This window comes from Eggerthella hominis (assembly GCF_014287365.1).
In the GTDB taxonomy this organism is placed as follows: Bacteria; Actinomycetota; Coriobacteriia; order Coriobacteriales; family Eggerthellaceae; genus Eggerthella; species Eggerthella guodeyinii.
Genome location: NZ_JACOOA010000010.1, coordinates 68,020 through 88,784, shown reverse-complemented (window position 1 = coordinate 88,784; position 20,765 = coordinate 68,020). Strand labels below are relative to the sequence as shown.

Sequence of the window (20,765 nt, the reverse complement as noted above, 5' to 3'; positions counted from 1 at the left end):
AGCGCTCACCCCCTCGTTCCCAGCAGCAGGCACGACGGATCGTTCGCCTGCGCGATGGGCACCGCTGCGTCGTTCGCCTGCGCCATCAGCTCGTCGAGCGGGCCGTAGCGCAACGCGTCGAACTTGCACGCGCGCACGCAGTGCGGCGTCTCGCCCGCCGGCACGCCTGCGCCCAGACAGCAATCGCACTTGTCCATGGCCACGGAGTTGTACCGCGGCACCTCGTACGGGCACGCTTGGAAGCAGTACTTGCACCCGATGCAACGTTCCTGGTCAACCGACACGATGCCCGCATCGCCCTTCGAGATGGCACCCGCCGGGCACACGCGCAAGCAGCTCGGCTCGCCGCAATGCATACACGACGTGGACAGCGTGACGTTCTCCCCTTTCGCGTTCACGAACAGGGTTATCCGCCGCCTGTCGGGCGTGTCGTCCGACAGGCGGTTCTCCCGGCGGCACGCCTCGATGCACAACTCGCAGTTCACGCACTTCCCAAGGTCGACGAGAAAGCCGTATTGCACGTCTCCGACCCCCGGGCCGTTCGCGCCCGCGCCCGCATCTTCGGCGAAGGCCGAGCTCCCCGCGCCTACAGCCCCGCCGACCGCAAGCGCCGAGACTCCCAACGCTGCGGTTCCTTGCAGTAGGACCCGCCGTGTCATCAGCGTTTTCGCTTGCATGCCTCCCCCCTTTCAGTCAATCTCCAATTCGACATAAGCCGCCTCGGGGCTCGCTTCTCCCCGATCGTTCACGGCCCTCACTTTCATCCGATACCGGCCTGCCTGCGGCGGCGTGAAGTCGAACGCCCAGGTGACGTTCTGGTAGTCGGTGGTGCTCGCGGTCGGGTACTCGGTCCAGTGAGCGCCCTCATCGAGCGAGAACTGGATCGCGGATATCGCGCGATCGAAGTCGTACGCGGTCCCCTTGAGCCTGACCGGCTTGCCGACGCTTCCCCGCACGCAGGGGATCATGCGACGTCGCCGCCCAGAAGCACGCCGACGTTCGGCAGGTTGGCGTACGCCTCACGCGCCTCGTCGCTGCTCGGGCTGGGCGGGGGCGTCTCGCGGTCCTCGAGCGTGATGGCCACCACGTCGCGCGCGAAGTAGTTCGCCGAGGTGGAGCCCAGCCACAACTGGTTCACGCCGCCCACGCTCTCGGCCAGCGGCGCACCGTTCACGTCGAACACGATCGGGCAGTAGCGCCGCTGCACGTACGACAGCGGCAGCGCCACCTCGTAGCCGTCGGCCGACGTGAACACGATGGTGTTCGCGTTCGCATCCGGCTGCGCCATACCGATCATCGTGAGCACCGAGATGCCCGTGACCTCGGCGTTCGCGCTCGCCTTGCCGTCGGCGGGATTCCCGGCGCATGCGCAGCCCATCAGCAACGACTGCACCTCATCGGTCTGGACGAGCTCGCCGTAGGTGGCGGTGTACGGGTTCGCCACCGCGCCGCCGACAGCGATCTGCCAATCCTCGGGAGCCACATCCGCCGCGGACGCCTCGCCCGTTGGGCGGGCTCCGCACAGATACTGCGACGCGCCGAGATTCTTCTGGATGTCCTCGTTGGACGACGTCTCACTCTGCGTGAAGGCGAACTGCCCCTCCACCGCATCGAGCGTGACGATGTCGGTTTTCGCGTACGTCGCGCTCGCATCGCGAGACACCGCCTCCGGCGCATCCTGCTGCGGCCCCGCATCGGTGGCCGCCACAGCTATGCCGCCGCTCACGCCCGCCAGCGCCAGCACCGAGCTCGTTCCCAGCACTAACGTTTTCTTCAACGTGCTCATTGCGCACCTCCTCTTACCACGCGCCCGACCTGCCCCGCATGCCGGGCGCGGCACTTGTTTCCCCACGTTACTTTGCGTTGAACATAACCTTGATCGGATACGGCGACACCTTGCCCGTGTCGCTGACTGCGCGAATCGACATCACGTACGACCCCGCGTTTTCCGGCGTATACGCGAACGTCCACCACACGACCTTCGTCTCGTCGGAGTCGGACGTGTCGAACGTGGTCCAGGTTTCACCCTGATCGAGAGAGAACTCCACGGCAACAATCTGCTCGTCAAACGCCTGAGCGAAGCCCGTGAAATCGAACGGTTTTCCAACTTCGACAATCTGCCCATCATGGAAGTTCGTTATGCCGGCATTTGGCTTGTCGAAATAATTTCCCTCACGATCGGGAAGACCGTTGTAGAAATGCACTTCCTCCTCAGGAACGCTCGCGACAACAACCTCGCTCACGAATCGCGTATGATTGCCCAGGCACCGCAGATCGGTGTCCCACACCATGACAGGTGCGCCCTCTTCGTACGTCAGGTACTCGCCGTTCAATTTGTACACGAGGTAGATTTCGCCGTTTTCAGCGCCTTCGACAGGCAACGCCTGGGTATAGCCCGACGGTGCCGTCGGGTAGATGACGTTCGCGCCTTCCTTTACGCCAGCCTTGTCGAGCACATAGCTCATCGGAATGCCCGTGATCTCCATGTTCGCAATGAGCTCACCGCCTTCGGGATTGATGACGCACTGCGCCCCGGTAACAAAGGTCTCGCTGGGAGCCTCTTTGATCAGCTCTCCAAGGTTTACCGATACGGGATTGTCGACTTCGCCGCTCACCGTAATATCCCAATCGTTGATCAGGCTTTCCGAATCGAGCGATTCCCCATTCGATCCTTTGACCAGGCTTTCAACCTCTGCATCGTCAAGCGTCGCCAACATCCAGTCGATCTGAGGCAGATCGGTGAGGGTTTCTTGTTCGTACGAGAAACGGCCTTGGGCATTTTCCACATACGAGAAGCCCCTGAGCACATCGTACTTCGCCTCCTCCCAAAGCCGCATCGTGCCATTGTCGGTAGCGTCGTGGCACGACAGGCACGAGCCCTTAAACGAATCGCGGCTGTGCATGCCATGGATCAAGCTTCCGAACGAATCGTAGCTGTTGCTGTAGCCATCCTCCGAATGGCAGTGAACGCACTGCATCGGCGTCACGTCGGAACCAAGGTTGTTCGTGATCTTGATGTGCGGATAGTCCATCTTGTTGTTTACGAGATCGGCCAGCCCATCCTCATGGCACGAAACACATCCCCTGTTGTCGGCATTCAGATACTGCGTGTTATACGCTGCCGGTGCGCCGTTCAGATGGTTCAATCCAAATTGGTTCGACGCAGCATCGGGCGTGAGCTGGATACTCGTTCCGTCCTCAAGCGTGCGGATCTCGGGGGCATAGGCCTCCACGTCCGATTGGACCTTGTCTATGCGATCCTGCAGCGTCGCGTCATCGGGCAGGTCGCTTCCCGCCACAACGCGAGACTGGCCATCCCCCTCCCCTTCGACGTTCGGGACGCAGGCTGCGAGCGAGAACCCCATCGCACAGCACAGCGCCGTCGTCCATATAGCGCGCTTTCGCATTGCACTCTCCTCTCCTATTGTTCGATACTCGCCCTCTGCCGGTATCGTATCATAAATCATACAAATTTGTGATACTTGTCTTACAGGTATATGATTCTTTTTTGAGAATAGAGAAGGGCCCCGCCGCGTCAGCGACGAGACCCTGCAACGAACGCGCCCGGGAATGCGCTCCGGGACGGCAGCGCGGGCGGCGCGCTACCCCTTCTTCGCGATGCTCTCCAACCCTTCGAAGGCCTCGGACAGCGCGCTGGGGATGACCACGAGGCCGCCCTTCTCCCGCACGCTGTCGGAGACGAAGCTCATCGCGCGCAGCTGGAGAGCCGCATCCTCGCGCCCGTACGTGCGCGCGGCGTCCACGAACATCTCCGAGATTTCCTTCTCCACCTCGGCCAGGATGATGCGCGCGTTGTACTCGCGCTCGGCGCGCGCCTCGGCGGACAGCGATTCCTGCAGGTCGTCGGGTATCTCGATGTCGCGGATCTCCACCGACACCACGGTGATGCCCCATTCGTTCGTCTTGCGCTCGAGGATGTCGGCCACCTCGCGGTCGATCTGCTCGCGGCGCGTGCTCAGCTGGGCGATGTTCACCGCGCCCATCACGTCGCGCAGGGTGGTCTGCGCCGCCCAGTACACCAGGCGAACGTAGTTCTTCACCTCGGAGCACGCCTTCCCGGCATCCCACACCGTCCAGAACAGCACGGCGTCCACGTTCACGGGCACGAGGTCGGCCGTCAGCACGTGCTCAGCCTTGAACGCCGTCGAGCGCATGCGCATGTCCACGGTGGCCGCCGAGTATTCCACGAGCGGGATCATGAAGATGAGGCCGGGGCCGGCCACGCGGTTGAACTTGCCGAAGCGCAGGACCACCGAGCGCTCCCACTCCAGAACCACGTGCATGCAGCTGAACAGCACGGCGGCGGCCACCGCGCCCACGACGGCGAGCACCGGCGACCATGCAAGCCACGCCGCACCCACGAACAGGGCGAACACAACCAGCGTCAGCACCCATCGAAGCGCCGTCGCACCGGTTCGGCTCGTCGTCGTCTCGTCGAATTGCGCTTCGGTCGCGATCACGACGTCATCGGCGCTCATCTCGTCCTGTTCGTCGAAATACGACTTCTTCTCCCCCATGGCTCTCCCCTCTCACTCGTCGAGCGTCGCGAACGCTTCCTCGATCCGCGCCATCGCGTCCACGCGGGAAATCCCCGTTTCCCGAATCACGCGCACCAGCTCCTCGATCACGACGTCCACCGGCGAATCGGGAAGGTTGAGCGCTTCCCGGTCGATTTCGGCGATGGTCGAACGCTTCCCGCGGCCCGACAGGATCAACCCGTCGGTCTCGAGGTCCTGATACACCTTGTGGATGGTGTTGTAGTTCACGCCCAGCTGAATGGCCAGCTCGCGCACGGTGGGCAGCGTGTCTCCCGGCCGCAGCCGCCCCGATCGGATCAGGAAGATCATGTGGTTGCGGATTTGAATCCACACGGGAACGCCCGATGTATCGTTCACCCGCAACGTCTCGAACACGCGCGCCCAGCCTTCCTTTCAAAGTATCATCCGGTCGTATGATAACACAAGCGAACGCCAACGGATCGCCTCAACGAACGACGAGTGCATCGGGCGAACACGGGGACCGGCAAAAGAAGAGCGCGGCCGTCGCGTTGACGGCCGCGCTCGATCGGCGCGCTTCTGGGAGCCCGGAAGCCGGGGGCTACCCCAAATCGCCTGCGGCTTTCACCTTCACGCGGTTCGTGTGGCCCGGATAGTACGCCAGGGGCACGTCCTCGGCGTCGATGATCTCCACGGTGTCGCGCACCGCACCGGCCTCCACCGCGGCGTCCACGGCGGCGGCGCGCGCGATGGCCAGCGCCTCGTCGCGCGGCGTGACGTCGTAGTCGACCAACGCCTCGTACACGCCGCTCACCTTCGAGATGGCCGAGCCGATGGCGTTCGCGCAGCCCGCGTGCTCGGGCGCGTCCACCTCGGCCGTGCCGGCCAGCTCGTGCGGCAGCACGATGGCGCCGCCGCCCACCAGCACCACGTCGATGTCGTCGCTCGACACCTTCATCATGTCGATGGCATCCTCCACGAGCGCGCGGATGGCGGCCATCGCGCGCTCGGCCACGTCCTCGGGGATGTCGGCCACGAGTGCCCCGTCCCCCACTTCGGCCATCCCCAGGCGCACGGCGATGTCGGTGGCCGTCATCGTATCGCCGCCGAACACGAGCGCCTTGCGCGCGATCTCGTAGCCCACCGAGTCGGGGCCCACGCACACGGTGCCGTCGTCGGCCACGCGCACGATGGAGCCGCCGCCCAGGCCGATGGACACCACGTCGGGCATGCGGAAGTTCGTGCGCACGCCGCCGATGGTCACCGCCACGCCGCTCTCGCGCGGGAAGCCGTGCGCCAGCACGCCCAGGTCGGTGGTGGTGCCGCCCACGTCGATGACGATGGCGTCGTCGCGGCGCGACAGGTAGCTGGCGCCGCGGATGGAGTTCGTCGGCCCGCACGCGATGGTGAGGATGGGATAGCGGCGCGCGTGCTCCATGGTCATGAGCGTGCCGTCGTTCTGCGACAGGTACACCTCGGCGTTCACCACGCCCTTGTCGGCCAGGCTCTGCGCGAAGCCCTCCGTGAAGCGACGCGCCACGTCGTGCAGCGCCGCGTTCAGGATGGTGGCGTTCTCGCGCTCGATCAGGCCCATCGAGCCGATTTCGCTCGAGATGGACACGTGCACGCCCTCGCCCAGCACCTCGCGCGCGATCTCGGCGGCGCGCAGCTCGTCGTCGTTGCGCACGGTGGAGAACACGCTCGACACGGCCACCGCCTCCACGCGCCCCTTCACGCCCTCGAAGAACGCGCGGCACGCGGCCTCGTCGAACTCCGCCAGGCGCTTGCCGTCGTACTCGAAGCCGCCCTCGATGACGAGCGCGTCCACGCACACGGCCGCGATGTCCTCGGCCCAGTCCACCATCGGCGGGATGCCCACCGTGGCCGGCGCGCCAATGCGCAGGATGGCGATGGGCGCGAGGCCCTTGCGCTCCACGATGGCGTTCGTGCACTGGGTGGTGCCCAGCATGGCCTGCCCGATGAGCGCGCGATCGACGCCGCTCTCGTCGAGCACGGCGTCCACCGCACCCATGATGCCCGTGTAGATGTCGCCCGAGGTGGGGTTCTTCACCGCGGCCACCACCTGCAGGTTCTCGTCGATCAGGACGGCGTCGGTGTTCGTCCCGCCCACGTCGATGCCCAGTTTGTACATGGCTTACGCCTCCTTCCGCGCGCTGCGCTCTTCCACGGGGATATAGTCGGTGTCGATGCCGAAATAGCGCGGCCCCACGAGGTCGATGCCCGCCGGCGTGCGCCACATATCGAAGCACTCGAGGCCCACGACCAGCACGCGCTTGCCGTACTTGAGCGCGTCGGTGGGCACGGGCGTGAACGTGTCGGGGTCCACGAGGCAGATGAGGTCGGGCACCGTGGCCCTGATCTCGCCGTCCACCACGCAGCTGAGGTTCTCGTTCTGGAACTCGACGAACGCCTGCGATCCCTTGTCCTCGCCGATGCCGTCGAGCACCACCTTGCCGAAGTTGAACGCGCCGCGCGTCTCGCGCAGCACGTCGGAGATCTTCCCCTTGAACAGCTTGTGGCCGCCCGTGAACTTCAGGAAGAACTCCTCGGGCGTGAGGCCGGCCGCAGCCGCCCCGTCCTTCGCCGTGCGGATGGCGCGGCCCAGCTCCTCGGAGCGCGTCACGATGCCGTGCACACCAAAGCTCTTCAACGTGTCGGCATCCATGCAGAACAACGCGATGGTGATGGTTCCGCCCATGGTCATGGTGGCCGCGCGGGCGATGTCCTCAGTCCACTTGTTCGTGATGGTGTCGAGGATGCCCGAGTTGCCCTTCTCGTCGATGAACGCCATGGGCGTGGCCGACGCGCCGCCGATGGTGAACGTGACCATCTGCAGCTCGGGGAACGCACGGCCCATGCCGTCGGCGTCCACCATGGGGATGCCGAGGCGCGCGGCCGCGGCGATGGGCAGCATGGAGTTCACGCCGCCGGCCTCCATGGGCATGGTGGCGTACACGGGCTTGCCGTAGTAGCGCGACACCATGTCGAACAGCTTGGCGAACTCGTTGGCGCCCACGCCCTTCTCGGCGAGGATGGTCGGCGCGCCCATGGACGCCGTCGGCATGATGAACGCGCCCTCGGGCACCTCGTCGGCGCCGATGAGCTCGACTTCGCCGCATTCCTTCACGGCGCCGATGGCCGTGAGCTTGCCGATGTAGGGGTCGCCGCCCCCGCCTGCGCCGAGAAGCGCCGCGCCCAGCGCGATGTCTTCGATTTCCTGGATGCCGATCTTCCTCATGCTCGTCCTTCCTGTATGCCGTCCGCCGCATCGGGTGCGGCATGGTTCATGATAGTCGATTCCGCGGGCCGTTTGAGGGCGATGCGCCCCGCGAACCGCTCGCCGCCCGCCAGGCGGTAGGACAGCGCGTAGGCCGCCATCGCCACGACGATGCCGTTCACCGGCCCGACGAAGAACGGCAGGTCGAGCGCGCCGAGCCCCGGCACGAGCGCGAACGTGCCGCCCGTGACGAGCGCCACCGCGATGCCGCACACGAGCCCCGCCACGCCCGGTGCGGACACGCCGTCGCTCACGCGCACGTTCGCCGGGCGGCCTTTCCGCACCAGCCAGTAGTCCGCTACCATCACGCCGGCCAGCGCGGGGCCGCAGGCCGACAGCACGGTGAGGAACGCCTCGAACTGCCCGAGGATGCCGCCCACCGCCAGCGCGATGCCCGCGATGCCGGAGACGGCCGTGGTCAGCTTGCTGCCGCCCTCGCCCTTACCCAGCATGACGGCGAAGCCGAGGCCGGCGGAGTACACGTTGCTCGCGTTCACCGTCCACGCCGACAGCACGAGCGCGATGAGGCCCACCGCCGGCAACCCGATGGAGTTCATGATGACGGCGATGTCGCCCTGACCGGTGACGATGGCCAGCGCCGCTCCCGCCACCAACGCCACGAGCGCTGCGGGGATGACGCCGACGACGCACGACAGCACCGCGTCGCGCCGTGTGCGCGCGAAGCGGGCGAAGTCGCCGGCCGTGGCGCCCGCGAACGCGAACAGGCCCACCGCCATGTTCACGCCGGCGATGAGGCCGATGGCGTCGGCCGGCAGCGGCACGTAGCCCAACAACGCGTCGAGGCTGCCCGTTTGCGCCACCGACGCGCCCACGCCGTACAGGCAGATGGCCACCAGCAGCGGCGCGGCGACGGAGCTCACCCACTTCAGCCCGTCGAAGCCCACGAGCGCCGTCGCCAGCATGAGCGCGCCGAGCGCCACCGAGCATGCCCACACGGGCACGGCCAGGCCGAACACGTCGGCCAGCATGAGCGCCAGCGACGCTCCGCACACGGCCGTCTGCACGCCGAACCAGCCGATGGTCACCACGCCCACGATGAGCGATACGAGGTAGCGCGCGCCGGCGCGCCCGAGCGCGGGAGCCGCGAGCGATGCCGTGGGGAGCCCCAGGTCGGAGGCTTGCATGGACACGAAGCACATGTAGGCCACGATGAAGCCGAACCCCACGAGCGTGGCGAGCGCCGCGCCGCCGAGCGCGAGGCCCAGCCCCAGCGACGCGCCCACCATGAGCGTCGGCGCGCTGAACATGCCGCCCGCGCGGATGAACGCGATGCTGGCCCAGCTCTTGCGCTCGGATTCGTCGATGCGCAAGCCGTCGGCTTCCGCCGCGGCGGTTGTGTCGCGTGCCGTAGGCACCGGTGCCTCCTCGTTCGTCGTTTTCAGGTGGTAACGGCTCGAAAGTGTAGCATAACGGCGCATGCTATCATGGAGCGCGATTCAATACGACACGGGACGAAGGGCGACGATGGACGTCGAACTGCACTACCGCGAGCAAGGATCGGGCGAGACGCTCATCCTGCTGCACGGCAACGGCGAGGACGGCTCGTACTTCGAGCATCAGATAGACGCGTTCGCGTCGCGCTTCCGCGTGATCGCGCTCGACACGCGCGGGCACGGGAAGTCGCCGCGCGGGGAGGCGCCCTTCACCATCCGCCAGTTCGCCGACGACCTGCTGGCCTTCATGGACGAGCACGGCATCGAGCGCGCTCATTTGCTGGGATTCTCGGACGGCGGCAACATCGCCCTCGTGTTCGCGCTCGCGCATCCAAAGCGCGTGGGCAAGCTCGTGCTCAACGGCGCGAACCTCGACGCCGGCGGCGTGAAGCCGTCGGTGCAGCTGCCCATCGTCGCGGGCTATCGGATAGCGTCGTTCTTCGGGAGGTGGAGCGAGCAGGCGCGCCGCAACGCCGAGATGCTCGGCCTCATGGTGAACGACCCGAACATCGCCCCGGAGGAGCTAGCCGCGCTGAGCACACCAACGCTGGTGGTGGCCGGCACGAAGGACATGATCAAGGAAGACCACACCAGGTTGATAGCTAGCGGCATCCCGGGTGCGAGGCTGGCCTTCGTAGAGGGCGATCACTTCGTGGCGGCGGGAAACCCCGAGGAGTTCAACCGAGTGGTGGAGGGGTTTCTGCTGACGGAAAAGACGTCAACGTAAAGCTATAGAAAACTATCCATTTACATGTATATTACATGCAATCTAATTTGCCAACATAAACAACCAAGTTGCACGGACGCTCCGAATACCTGATTCTCACGGAGTACGCAGATTACCTACCGTACTACGAATCGAAAAACCGATACGCGCATATTCGACGCAAATTGAATCCGAAAGAGACATAAAGGCACTTTCAGCGATCAACCATGTCGTTTCAAGCTCAGACAAGGGGGATCAATCCTGCTCGCATCCTGATACACATTAGAGCTTGAAGATAATCCATTAGCGAGAACAACGGCTTTCGATTATGGTTTTTAACAATCCGATAATGCTTCTTGTCTCGTCGCGGTGGAGCAAAACCAATCCAAAAAGCACTGCAACCTGAGCAGGAATCAACCAAACACCGAACTCGGCAATCACAAGCTGCGCGATTAAGAGACCGTACGATGTGAGCACTTTTCCCCACGCAATCCTCATCTTAATGTGCCTTCGGAGCGCAATCACACGCGCAGCGAGCACACCGCCGTAACCAATCATCGTTGCAATAGCCGCTCCCATGGCACCGAGATATGGAATCAGCAGTAGGTTCAACACAACGTTCAAAGCTGCGCCTGCAACAGTCGTGCAAGAAAGCGTCTTGGTATCTTTCGTCGCAGTGAATACACCACCGATGAACTGACAGAGAATATCGAACACAACAGCTAGCAACAGCGGGGGCACGAACCGCCACGCCTCGAAGAAGTCCTTCGCATAAAGAAACGAAGCGATTGGAATGTTTGCGATCATTATCACGGAGCACGTCAACGTCATAGCAAAACTCATTAGACTGAATGTCGTGCCGAAAAAACCGTCTTTATCCTTGGAATCAAATTCTCTGATAGCGGAAATCGACCATGCTTGGGAGAAAACGTTTCCGAACATCGAGAGAATGCTCGGAATTTTATACGCCACAGCATAAATGCCGCTCACGCCTACACCACAGATTAGCGTAAGAATATAGCGATCCGAAGCGCTATTGACCCACCATGCCACCACGCTAAAAATAAGCGGGAAACTATACCGAAACATAGCATTTCTGAGCTCGGTGTCAGTCTTCAAATCAACGTAACGGTAGAGCCTCGCGGCGACGAGCATGTAGACAATTGCTACGAGCGAACCGAGCGTATTGGCTAAAAGATAGCCCGTAAGACCCCAACCAAGAACCGCAAGAAAGACGATATTGCACGTGAGCGCAATAACGGAGTTGAGGATGCTCGACACCACCACCGTCTTGACCTTGTCGATCCCGCGGCAGAACAGAGAGAACACATTGGAGCCCGCCGTCGCGAAGAACATGATCGCCGTGAAGAAGAGGTACTCGCCGTCGAATCCCGGGATGCCAAGCAGCGACACGGCGAATAGAAGCAGCGAGACTAGGCAGGTGCCAATCCCGACCGTCTTCACACCCACAGTGAATACCGCCCTGTTGTCGCAGTGCTTATCCAGCGCGAAGCGCATCGCCGCATCCTGGATGTCCAGCGAAAAAATTGGCACAAGCAGCATCACCGTCGTCGAAATGAGATCCGCTACACCATACTGCGCCGTCGTCAAGATGCTCGTGTAGAGAGGCACCAGAAAGAACGACAGCGCCTTTGGCACAAACCCGCTCAAAGCGAAGAGTCCAATGTTCTTGGCTAGATATTTTCGTTTGGTCTGCACGACCTATCCATGCCCCAGAATTTTCTTAACAACAGCTTTTGCTTTCATGAGACGGCGACGCTGATCATATCCTCCGCAATATCTCCTACGCAGGGCAGAGAGGGCTTTGTCGCCACGAGCAAGTTCGACAATGATATCGCCCCACATTATTGGCAGCCCCTGATTGTAGGGCTGCTGGCAGTCCCAGTACTCTTGGAGTTTTTGGGCATTGGCTTCAGCGCCGAGGTTAGCCAACTCCTCGACAATCGCCCTACCCCTCTCGGTCATCACGACAGCCATCGAAACACCCTCGCAATCATCGGAGAACCGAGGACCCCAATAATCTCCCGTACGTACATCGGCGGCAGAACGCTCGCGGTAAGGGCACTCGTAGCAGCTCTTCGCATTGCAAAGGCCCTGACCAAAAAAGGCATAGAAGTCATCTTTTGGCTCAGCCGCGGAATAGTCCCTTGCGCCGCCCATCACTCTCATCATCTTCACGGACGACCATCCGTTTGCCTTCCAACGGAACTGAACATCAGGATGCCTACCCACGCCGTCGCGCTCGACGCGCTCCTCAATGTAGCGGCGCCACAAGTTCGCAGTCGGCACGCCACGGCAAATGAGCTCGACAAGAACCGCCGAATCGCGCATGCTCTTTTGACGCAGCAAGGCATCGAGACCAGCGATCTGGCACGGCGTACCGAAGAAAGCGACCCTGCCGTCTCCATCACTCGCCTTTGCCAGCGCTTCGGCCGAACGGGCCTGGATGTATTTCGAACCCTTGAGGGAATTGACCTTGTCCTCGTCAACCTCAACGACCACGGCGGCATCCTGTTCCCGGTCGTAAGCACACCCGAAAACGCGATAGTCCTTGGCGAGCAGAAAGACCGACAGATCATTACAAAGTCCGCCGGATGAGGACATCGTCAGGGAAACCTTGTCAGCACTCTTATAGGAGCACATCCCAAGCGCATTTCTCAAACTCGGTGCCGATATAGTTGCCATTGGACACACCTTGACACACGCCCCGCATGCCACACAGAGGCCATCGTCAATGCTATAAGCCTGAAAACCGTCGACGTTTTCGGAGACAGCTACAGCCTTGCGCGGACAGACCACCGCGCAAGCTCCGCACCCACAACATTGGTCGGTAATATGGATCGGCTTCTTCGGCTTCTCGCCTTCTGTATACGTCTTAAAGGCGATTTCAAGTGACTTTTCCAGATATGCCATCGAAGAGCGGCGAAGGTCTTCCAGTGCTCGATTCGCGATACTAAAGTCACACGTTTCAGACGCAAGAGCACCTTCAGGATCGACAAGCCTTTCGCTCAACCTCATGAGCTCTAGGAAGCCCGTGATGCGCGAGTTTTGGCTCTTCTGATCGGAGTCGGAAAAGCGTTTAAAAACCGAGAATGGTTTATTGAAATTTGTAGCGAAAGCTACGCCATGAAACGAATCCGTGAGGACATAGCTTGCTCCAGAAAGGAGTTCGACATACTCCTTAGGCCCAACCTCAAAGGGAGGTACGTTCTCACGCTGATCGTTGAATGTCGGTATCACAATAATTGGCAGACCGAGGAATTCAGCATAGCTGCTAACCGCTCGCCTGTAGCGCGAAGGATCCCCGAGGAAGTAGCAGAGAACGTACTTATTCGGTTTTTCCAATTCGGATCCGCCGCCAAGAAGGTCTTTCCATCCGGCATAATCAAATAACAGCGTCGGGTCGAGGACGAGTTCCGCCTTACGGCCAGCAAGCTCCCCGATCAGCTCCACGCCCCTAGACTCGCGCGCAGATAGAGATCCGAAGCCACCAACAAGCTCCGCCGTACGTTGGCGAATCTCCGGGTCGACGATATTGCTCGCCCCAAAGCTCGGTGCATACGCAATCCTTTTCGCAGGATCGTCAACGAATGGCAAAAAGTAATTCTCATCGAAACACGTAGGCGACCATACCTGATCGCTTCCGCAAATACAGGCAGCAGCACTCGAGGCGAGAGCCCTGAGCTCTGGGGCGGAGTTCACCGGTTCGCTCGTCTCGGCATACTCAGTCAAGAACGCGGCAAACAGCTCGCTCCGCGCGCTAGAATGATACGGAGTGGAGCTATGGTCTTTAAACTTGCCGACGGCTTTCTTGGCCAAGGCGACCATATCCATCCGCTCAGATCGCTCTTTAGTCGGCCGGGGACTATAATCAATAAGAAAGGGCTCGACACCTCGATGGCTTAGGATCCGCTGCAACGCGATCGCCTGCAGCACCGTGCCGTAGTTCTCGTAGGAGAACCATGTCATCACAGCAACCCTCGGCTTCATATCATCCGGATCAATCAACAGATTAGCCCCTTACCCGTTTCAGAACTCGCTCTAAATCGGCGAACCTAACGATCTCCGCCACGGCGCAGAGCTTGAAGACCATCTTTTCTGGAAGGCCAATCTTCCTAAGATGCCTCCCGATGTTATGCTCGAAAATATCCTTTTCAGTAAACCACGACATGCTAAAGTGATGGATAGAGCGAGTGTTTGAAGTAATTCTGATCTCGCCAGTATACATATCTTTGGGATTGAAGTACTCCGCCGGATATATGGTCACCCCTGCGACATCCTGAATTCCGAGCAGAGGCTTGAGTCCATTTTGCTCGAGAATCCTGGTTACTCGAATCACAACGGTCGTTTGATCAAACGACTCGCCGTCCTTAACAAAATGGTCGTTTTCGTATGAATCGAGAATGGATTGGTAGAGATCGAGACCAGGTCCGACAGAAAGGCCAAGTCCAGCATTTACGGAGCCGACTTCTATGCCGTCAGAGTCCGTCTCGAATCCCATAAACGGGCCGTTGGCTAGAATATCGTCAATTGGCTGAACCAGCTCTACATCTGTATCGAAATAGATGCCGCCGCGCTCGTACAGAATCTTGAAACGCGCATAGTCGCTTACAAACGCCCACTTTTTTGCATCGTATGCTTCAGAGACGTAGTCGCAGCACCGAATATCGAAATTAGACTCGTCCCAACAAACAATTTCGTAACCCGGCAAATACTTACGCCACGATTCCATGCAACGCAGTTCCTGTTCACCTAAAAGATTCCCGCCAAACCAACAATAATGGATCGTTCTGGGAATATCGTCAGGATTCTTCTGCGCGCTCATTTAAGCGGCTCCTTAGGAGGCGTTTCGTTGGTCGCAGTTCCGATCAAACGAGCTGGAATACCAGCCCATATTTCATAATCTCCAATGGAATGTGTCAAAACGGCATTTGCGCCAACTATTGCTCCTTTACCGATATGGACAGGCTTGCCAAACGATGCGAGTACTTTCGCCCCTGCGCAGATTATGCATCCTCTATGCAAAACGAGCGTCAGCTTAACGTTGGCAGGAGCCTCGGCGTATGCGTCCTGCCTGCCAAGAGTAACGTTTTGATACACAACACAAGCATCCTCGATAACCACGTCAGGGTGGATGACGGTGCCGAGCGAATTGTGCGGAAATTTCACATCGCGCCCAATTGTCACTGAAGAGGGTATATCGGCGCCGATTCGCATCGCTTTCCACTGATACAGTTTGGAGAGAACACTCCCACGACGAAACCGCAGCATATCCGTCAAGTTCATTGAATTACCTTTTTCTGTTTCTGATGGAGGCAAGAGCCAACGCTGTTTTTGGAAGCATAAAGAACTCAGCCAGATAAAACGCTTGCTGCTGCACAGGGAGAGCAGTGAACGGGAAGTCTTCCACTGCCCGTCTAAGCATCTTCGAATGTAAGAGGTTACCTGCAAGTTCTACTTTTTCGGAAGTCGGCATTTCACAGGATTCCAAGCTCATAAGCAAGGTTCTCGTGCAGTCAATGACGCTTCTTTTGATGCGCAGTATCGCTTCTTCTTTTCGTTGGGTCTCCTGGGACCCCATTCGAAAAAGCAGATCGAACAATTGCTCGTTATCTTGTATCGAGGAGTCGTTAAAACCATTCGTGATTGATGGCTGTCTGTCGTTCCTGTAGTTGTAGAAAACGGAATCGGAAACCGCAATCGTATTCGCGTTCTTGCAAAACTCTGCGTTGAAAAAACGATCTTCGGATCGAACATTCCAGAACGCAATGTTATGTTCCCGAATCAGGTCGAGGCGGTACATCGAAAAACAGACTGACACCGGCGTGTTATCTGAAACATTACGATTCGGATAAGCACCGAAAAAGGCACGTCTCAACTTCCATATCTGCTCTTCGCCTTCAAGAATACTGCCAGCGAGAGGATGCCTACTTTCATAGTCCACAGCACCGCAACGCATCACTCTATAGCCTGAGAACGCAGCATCCGCATCAGTTTCGCGAACCGTCTCAAGCAGTCTCTCGACCATGTCTTCGTCAATCCAGTCATCCGAATCGACGAACATCACGTATTCGCCTTTTGCAAGGCTGAGACCCGTGTTCCTTGCTGGCCCAAGCCCCTGGTTCTCTTGATGAACGACGCGTATGCGCTTGTCCCGTTCGGCAAGTTCGTCGGACAGATGACCGCTGCCGTCAGGTGATCCATCGTCAACAAGGATGACCTCAATATTCCGGACAGTCTGCTTTAGGATGCTCATAACGCATTCCTCAAGATATTGCTCGACGTTATATATTGGTACGACAACGCTAACGAGACCCATCGTTGTCCTTTCTAGCTTCATGATGCTCAGAAAGGACTAGTGGAGCAAAAAGAAACAGTGCCCAAATACACGAAAAGAAAGTTCTTGCCGAGTTCTCGTAAAAGCAGTTCATAAGAAAGAGGACGGCTACGCAAGCGCATAGCTCGCAAGCTGGTCGCAATCGTTCATTTGAGCGCACGCTTGAAAACAACGAACGAATCGAAGGACCAGCGGAGGCAATCGAATAGAATAAAAGGCCGAGGTAACCCATCTGCAGATACAGCATTGCGGATTGCAGGTAGTAATACTTCAAATAGCCGTTGGCGTAAAAAAAGGGCGAACAGAACAGGGAGATAGACGACATGGTAGTCGCTCCGATCCCCATGCCAATAAAGCGCTCAATTATATCGCCATGGAAAAACATGCTATCCATCTGCGAGAACATCCCAATGCGAGAAACGCCATATCCTGTTTCAAGATCATGGTTATCGGCAGCGCCCATAATCGAATTCACGTCCATAAGTACACTGTAATGATACGGATTGACCGTCTTCAATACATTGAGCGCCAAAACAATACCCGCGATCGATACAATGATAACGCCGACAGTCTTGAAAGACGGACGATTGATAAAAAGACTAATTACCGCAATCGTCAGAAACTCGAAGTAAAAAAACTTAATTTCCGCAAGAGATACGATGATCAGACATGAAATACAAGTTAGCGCGAAGCCCACCACGCCAACATCGCGATTGTTCAAACAGGAAACGAAAGCGTAGGCCACACAAAGACCGAGAAAAACGTTCAGAGGCCCGTTGCAGCCAGCAACAGTGCCAAAAATGCCGCCGAGATTGTCCCTGTCTAGGCCCATTACAATGTACTCATATGCGACGAACGCCACGTTGACGGGTTGAAGCTTATAAAGAAGCCGCCAAACGCGAACAAAATCATCAACCCTGAAATACGCAGCACAGAGCAGCCCAAATAGAATAAACCTGAACAATTGGAAAAATTCCCATGCGAACAAAATAGGGTCAACCGCATTCAGCAGAGCCATGAATGCTCCATACACCGCAAAAACTAGAAGCAGGTAACCATACCATCTTGAATGATCAAAAAGCCGAGCGATCGCTTTCAGTGAAAACAACGCCACAGCGACATTGAATACATCCAGCAGATATGTCGCCATACTGGGAATGATGGATATATTAACCAGAAAGTTAACGACAATGATGATCGGAATTTCCGCAAAAAGAAGCCGACTGACCGTAATCTTTCGATCCAGTAGTCTGACTCGGTCTCGAGGGATATTTCCAATTAAAGTTGATATCGATTGAACCATATAATTGTATCCGTTTCGCATATGGTCACTACTCGACGCGTTGGCGCACAAGCATCCAGTACAGCTCCGCAAGCCTGACTACATTGTTTTTCAAATCAAACGACCCGATAATTTTCTCTCTGCCCTTGCATCCGATAGCTTGCCGAAGAAGACCATCAGCAAGCAGCATCGACAGAAGCTCCGATAACCGCCCCTCGCTATCTATCGGCATAAGGAAACCGCTAGCGCCATCCTCAATCACCTGCGGAACGCCGCCTACAGGCGTAGCAATGGCAGGTATCCCACGCGCCATCGCCTCAAGCAAGCTCATGGGCATGCCTTCATTCTTCGAAGGTAGGCAGTAAACGGCAGCGCGTTCAAACAGAAGCTCTTTCTCTTCTGCGGCAACCCAGCCAAGAAACTCGCAGTGATCGGAAATTCCGAGCTTATTCGCCAAAGCCTTGTACTTCTCAAGCGACCCATCCCCGCCGAAAACAAGCTTTGTCTCAGGATGGCTTTTCAGAACTTGCACTGATGCACGCAAAAGCACGTCAGGACCCTTGTTCTCATCAAGGCGCCCCAGAAAAAGGATGTCTCGATGAGAGCAGGGCGAGCATGACTCCATCGGTACCGAAACCGCATTGTGCATGACAACGAGCCTCTTAGGGCTAAACCTCCTCGAGGTCATCCATTCAGCCCATTCCTCAGACAGCACCACGACGGCATCCGCAGCATCAAAGAGTGAACGAACCTCACTCCGATCCTTCTCAGCAAGCTCGTTGTCGAACCACACAGCGAACTCGCCTCCATGGAGATGAAAGATGACTTTCTTCCCCCTGTTCATGGCGAGATTCGCAAATCGGCTCTTGCGCCTGAGACTATTTCTCGAAGCCGTATGAATATGTACGATGTCATATTTATCCAGTATTCTCGAGAAACGAATATACCCCCTAAGACCGGCAAGCATCCTCTGGACGATCGCACCCTCTTCGTAAGTCGAAAGGAAGTCAACCTCGATACCAGTTGACGGAAGAGCGCTCACCAGCTGTCGTTCTACCGTAGCCATCCCGCCTCGTGAAGAAAGACCTGGGCCTACCATAAGAACGCGGAGTCGCTTGTCTACGTCTATCGTCACTACGCTCCATTTGGACAAACAGGGAGCACAAACAGTTCCCCTAGTTTCTTATCCAACCAGTCGTCAAGCTTGTTTTCCTGTGAATGAAACGGATCGAAACCACCGCCCGTATAAAACGTCAGTTCCCCGAACAACGGGGATCCTTCGATGCAGTACCAATCAACTCTCACGTGAGGAAATCCAGCTGCAAGCCTTTCCGACAACTCGATCATTTGCTCAAGCAGATGCGGCTTCCCCATTTGATTGCATTCCTCAACGGTATACCTATCCCAATCACCGTAGGATTCCCATGTCGGGGAATAGTATTGCTGCGCATGACGCGACTCGAACCGATCCGTGTCTGTCTGCACCATTTCGACCTTACCGTTGAAACAATAGAATTTATAATCATTCGGCGTCGTTTTTCCGGGCTCCTTCAAGTATTCTTCGACGATGATCCTTGGCTTGCAGTTTTTATAGGCCCATTCTCGGCCCTGCCAAAACCAATTCCTACGCAATGCAACCCTAAGCTCGTCGACAACCACGTCAATTTCAAACGCTTCTTTATTCGAGCAAACATGCGTACTTTGCGAATCATGAGTGCATTTGACCACGAATTCGTTGGGGAGATCGGCTTTCGCGAAATCCTCTACAGTGTCAAAGACTCCGATTAGGGGTACAAGATACTCTGCACCAATGGTCTTTTGTACAAATCTACGGACTTCGAGTTTGTCTACCAAATTCGACAACCGAGGATCTCGGTAGTTGAATTTCATCCATTGAATCTTTTCGTTAAAGGTCCTCGGATTATCAATATCAGGAAACCCACCGAATTTGGCGTAATAATATAAGTTTATGTATGTCCTATCAGGCAAGAACCTCAGACTGTTCTTTAATGACAAGGTAAAACGCTTCTTCAGCTCCATGTTGACTGATCCTTCAGCACGTCCGCAATGCGAGCACTCGCAAATCCATCACCATAGGGATTGGAGGCCTTGCTCATCGCATCGTATTCGGCCCCATCGGAGAGCAGACGAGAAAACTCACGATAGATGACATCTTCTTCAGTTCCCACAAGCTTTAGCGTACCGGCCTTCTCTCCCTCGGGGCGCTCAGTAGTGTCCCGCATGACAAGGACGGGTTTCCCAAGACTAGGAGCTTCCTCCTGGATGCCACCCGAATCAGTGAGAATAAGGTAGCTTGCCGCCATGAAGTTGTGAAAGTCCAACACCTCTAGCGGATCGATTATCCTCAAACGATCGAAATCGCCAAGCTCTTCGCATGCTGCCTTTCTTACGAGAGGGTTCATGTGAATAGGGTAAATTGCCTTCGTATCTGGATGCTCTTCCATTACGTGACGGATAGCGCGAAACATTCGACGCATGGGCTCACCCAAGTTTTCGCGGCGATGGGCAGTGATAAGAATGAGACGAGAGTCTTCGGCCCAATCGAGATCAGGACAGGAATAACCATCGCAAATCGTCGTACGCAAAGCATCTATGCCAGTATTGCCGGTGACCCAGATGCGACCTTCAGACTTTCCCTCGTTTAGCAGGTTCCTTTTTGATGCCTCCGTTGGGGCGAAATAGTAGTTTGCGACGATATCCACCGCTTGGCGATTGAATTCCTCGGGCCATGGCGAGTAGATGTTTTGCGTACGGAGACCGGCCTCGACGTGTCCCACCGGAATCTGAAGATAGTAACACGCAAGTGCAGCGGAGAATGACGTGGTAGTGTCGCCGTGGACCAGCACCACGTCAGGCTCGTCCTCTTCGAGCACCGCCCTCATACCGAGGAGGACGTCGCAGGTAACGTCGAAGAGCGTCTGGCCGGGCTTCATGATGGCGAGATCGTAGTCGGGGGTCACACCGAAAGTGCCTAATACCTGATCAAGCATCTCGCGATGCTGCCCCGTGACACAGACCCGAACCTCGAACTCGTCCGGACGGGACTTCAACTCCTTGATGAGTGGGCACATCTTGATAGCCTCAGGTCGGGTTCCGAACACCAAAAGGACTTTCTTCTTCAAGAAACAA

The 20,765-nt window shown here is 57.8% G+C and carries 19 protein-coding genes; 1 reads left to right on the top strand and 18 read right to left on the bottom strand.

From position 1 onward, the window contains the following. Window positions 1-5: 5 nt before the first annotated feature. The 9 genes from H8S61_RS16320 to H8S61_RS16280 form a co-directional block, all read right to left on the bottom strand. Window positions 6-623, bottom strand: a complete 618-nt coding sequence (locus H8S61_RS16320; protein ID WP_255466673.1) for a 4Fe-4S dicluster domain-containing protein — start codon at window positions 621-623, stop codon at window positions 6-8. A 66-nt stretch (window positions 624-689) separates the two neighbouring features. Further along, window positions 690-968, bottom strand: a complete 279-nt coding sequence (locus tag H8S61_RS16315) for a hypothetical protein (protein ID WP_186939731.1) — start codon at window positions 966-968, stop codon at window positions 690-692. Continuing rightward, window positions 965-1,786, bottom strand: coding sequence for a molybdopterin-dependent oxidoreductase (locus H8S61_RS16310; protein WP_186939730.1), 822 nt, complete (start codon window positions 1,784-1,786; stop codon window positions 965-967). Before H8S61_RS16310 ends, H8S61_RS16315 begins: the two co-directional genes overlap by 4 nt. A 67-nt stretch (window positions 1,787-1,853) precedes the next feature. Continuing rightward, the gene (locus H8S61_RS16305) at window positions 1,854-3,407 is read right to left on the bottom strand and encodes a molybdopterin-dependent oxidoreductase (RefSeq protein WP_160943610.1); all 1,554 of its coding nucleotides are present in this window, start codon (window positions 3,405-3,407) and stop codon (window positions 1,854-1,856) included. A 195-nt stretch (window positions 3,408-3,602) separates the two neighbouring features. Beyond that, entirely contained in the window at window positions 3,603-4,538 is a 936-nt protein-coding gene (locus H8S61_RS16300; protein WP_186939729.1) for a slipin family protein, read from the bottom strand. A 12-nt stretch (window positions 4,539-4,550) separates the two neighbouring features. Further along, window positions 4,551-4,934, bottom strand: a complete 384-nt coding sequence (locus H8S61_RS16295) for a GntR family transcriptional regulator (protein WP_160943608.1) — start codon at window positions 4,932-4,934, stop codon at window positions 4,551-4,553. A gap of 184 nt (window positions 4,935-5,118) precedes the next feature. Next, window positions 5,119-6,669, bottom strand: a complete 1,551-nt coding sequence (locus H8S61_RS16290) for a hydantoinase/oxoprolinase N-terminal domain-containing protein (protein WP_186939728.1) — start codon at window positions 6,667-6,669, stop codon at window positions 5,119-5,121. Between the two features lie 3 nt (window positions 6,670-6,672). After that, a complete protein-coding gene (locus H8S61_RS16285) occupies window positions 6,673-7,776 on the bottom strand; it encodes an S-methyl thiohydantoin desulfurase family protein (RefSeq protein WP_186939727.1) in 1,104 nt (367 codons plus the stop codon). Further along, the gene (locus tag H8S61_RS16280; RefSeq protein WP_186939726.1) at window positions 7,773-9,191 is read right to left on the bottom strand and encodes a cytosine permease; all 1,419 of its coding nucleotides are present in this window, start codon (window positions 9,189-9,191) and stop codon (window positions 7,773-7,775) included. The genes H8S61_RS16285 and H8S61_RS16280 overlap by 4 nt, the downstream gene beginning before the upstream one ends. A gap of 109 nt (window positions 9,192-9,300) precedes the next feature. Between H8S61_RS16280 and H8S61_RS16275 the strand changes: the two genes are divergently transcribed. Further along, window positions 9,301-9,996, top strand: coding sequence for an alpha/beta fold hydrolase (locus tag H8S61_RS16275; protein ID WP_186939725.1), 696 nt, complete (start codon window positions 9,301-9,303; stop codon window positions 9,994-9,996). Between the two features lie 282 nt (window positions 9,997-10,278). On the opposite strand, the gene H8S61_RS17815 is transcribed toward H8S61_RS16275, so the two are convergent. Genes H8S61_RS17815 through wecB form a run of 9 tightly spaced genes read right to left on the bottom strand, consistent with a single transcriptional unit; the run spans window position 10,279 to window position 20,758 of the window. Then, a complete protein-coding gene (locus H8S61_RS17815; RefSeq protein WP_186939724.1) occupies window positions 10,279-11,694 on the bottom strand; it encodes a lipopolysaccharide biosynthesis protein in 1,416 nt (471 codons plus the stop codon). Window positions 11,695-11,697: 3 nt separating this feature from the next. Then, window positions 11,698-14,004: a polysaccharide pyruvyl transferase family protein gene (locus H8S61_RS16265; protein ID WP_186939723.1), complete on the bottom strand. Its 2,307-nt coding sequence runs from the start codon at window positions 14,002-14,004 to the stop codon at window positions 11,698-11,700. 4 nt (window positions 14,005-14,008) lie between these two features. After that, window positions 14,009-14,821 carry a glycosyltransferase family 32 protein gene (locus tag H8S61_RS16260; RefSeq protein ID WP_186939722.1) on the bottom strand — a complete coding sequence of 271 codons (813 nt, stop codon included), beginning with the start codon at window positions 14,819-14,821 and terminating at the stop codon, window positions 14,009-14,011. Beyond that, window positions 14,818-15,282, bottom strand: a complete 465-nt coding sequence (locus H8S61_RS16255) for an LbetaH domain-containing protein (protein ID WP_186939721.1) — start codon at window positions 15,280-15,282, stop codon at window positions 14,818-14,820. The genes H8S61_RS16260 and H8S61_RS16255 overlap by 4 nt, the downstream gene beginning before the upstream one ends. Window positions 15,283-15,286: 4 nt before the next feature. Beyond that, window positions 15,287-16,315, bottom strand: coding sequence for a glycosyltransferase family 2 protein (locus tag H8S61_RS16250; protein WP_186939720.1), 1,029 nt, complete (start codon window positions 16,313-16,315; stop codon window positions 15,287-15,289). Then, window positions 16,302-17,636 (bottom strand): hypothetical protein, encoded by a 1,335-nt coding sequence (locus tag H8S61_RS16245; RefSeq protein ID WP_186939719.1) that lies wholly within the window; start codon window positions 17,634-17,636, stop codon window positions 16,302-16,304. Before H8S61_RS16245 ends, H8S61_RS16250 begins: the two co-directional genes overlap by 14 nt. Before the next feature lie 28 nt (window positions 17,637-17,664). After that, a complete protein-coding gene (locus H8S61_RS16240; RefSeq protein WP_186939718.1) occupies window positions 17,665-18,750 on the bottom strand; it encodes a glycosyltransferase family 4 protein in 1,086 nt (361 codons plus the stop codon). Next, window positions 18,750-19,655: an ATP-grasp fold amidoligase family protein gene (locus tag H8S61_RS16235; RefSeq protein WP_186939717.1), complete on the bottom strand. Its 906-nt coding sequence runs from the start codon at window positions 19,653-19,655 to the stop codon at window positions 18,750-18,752. The genes H8S61_RS16240 and H8S61_RS16235 overlap by 1 nt, the downstream gene beginning before the upstream one ends. Beyond that, entirely contained in the window at window positions 19,646-20,758 is a 1,113-nt protein-coding gene (gene wecB / locus H8S61_RS16230) for a non-hydrolyzing UDP-N-acetylglucosamine 2-epimerase (protein ID WP_436231609.1), read from the bottom strand. The genes H8S61_RS16235 and wecB overlap by 10 nt, the downstream gene beginning before the upstream one ends. Window positions 20,759-20,765: the final 7 nt, after the last annotated feature.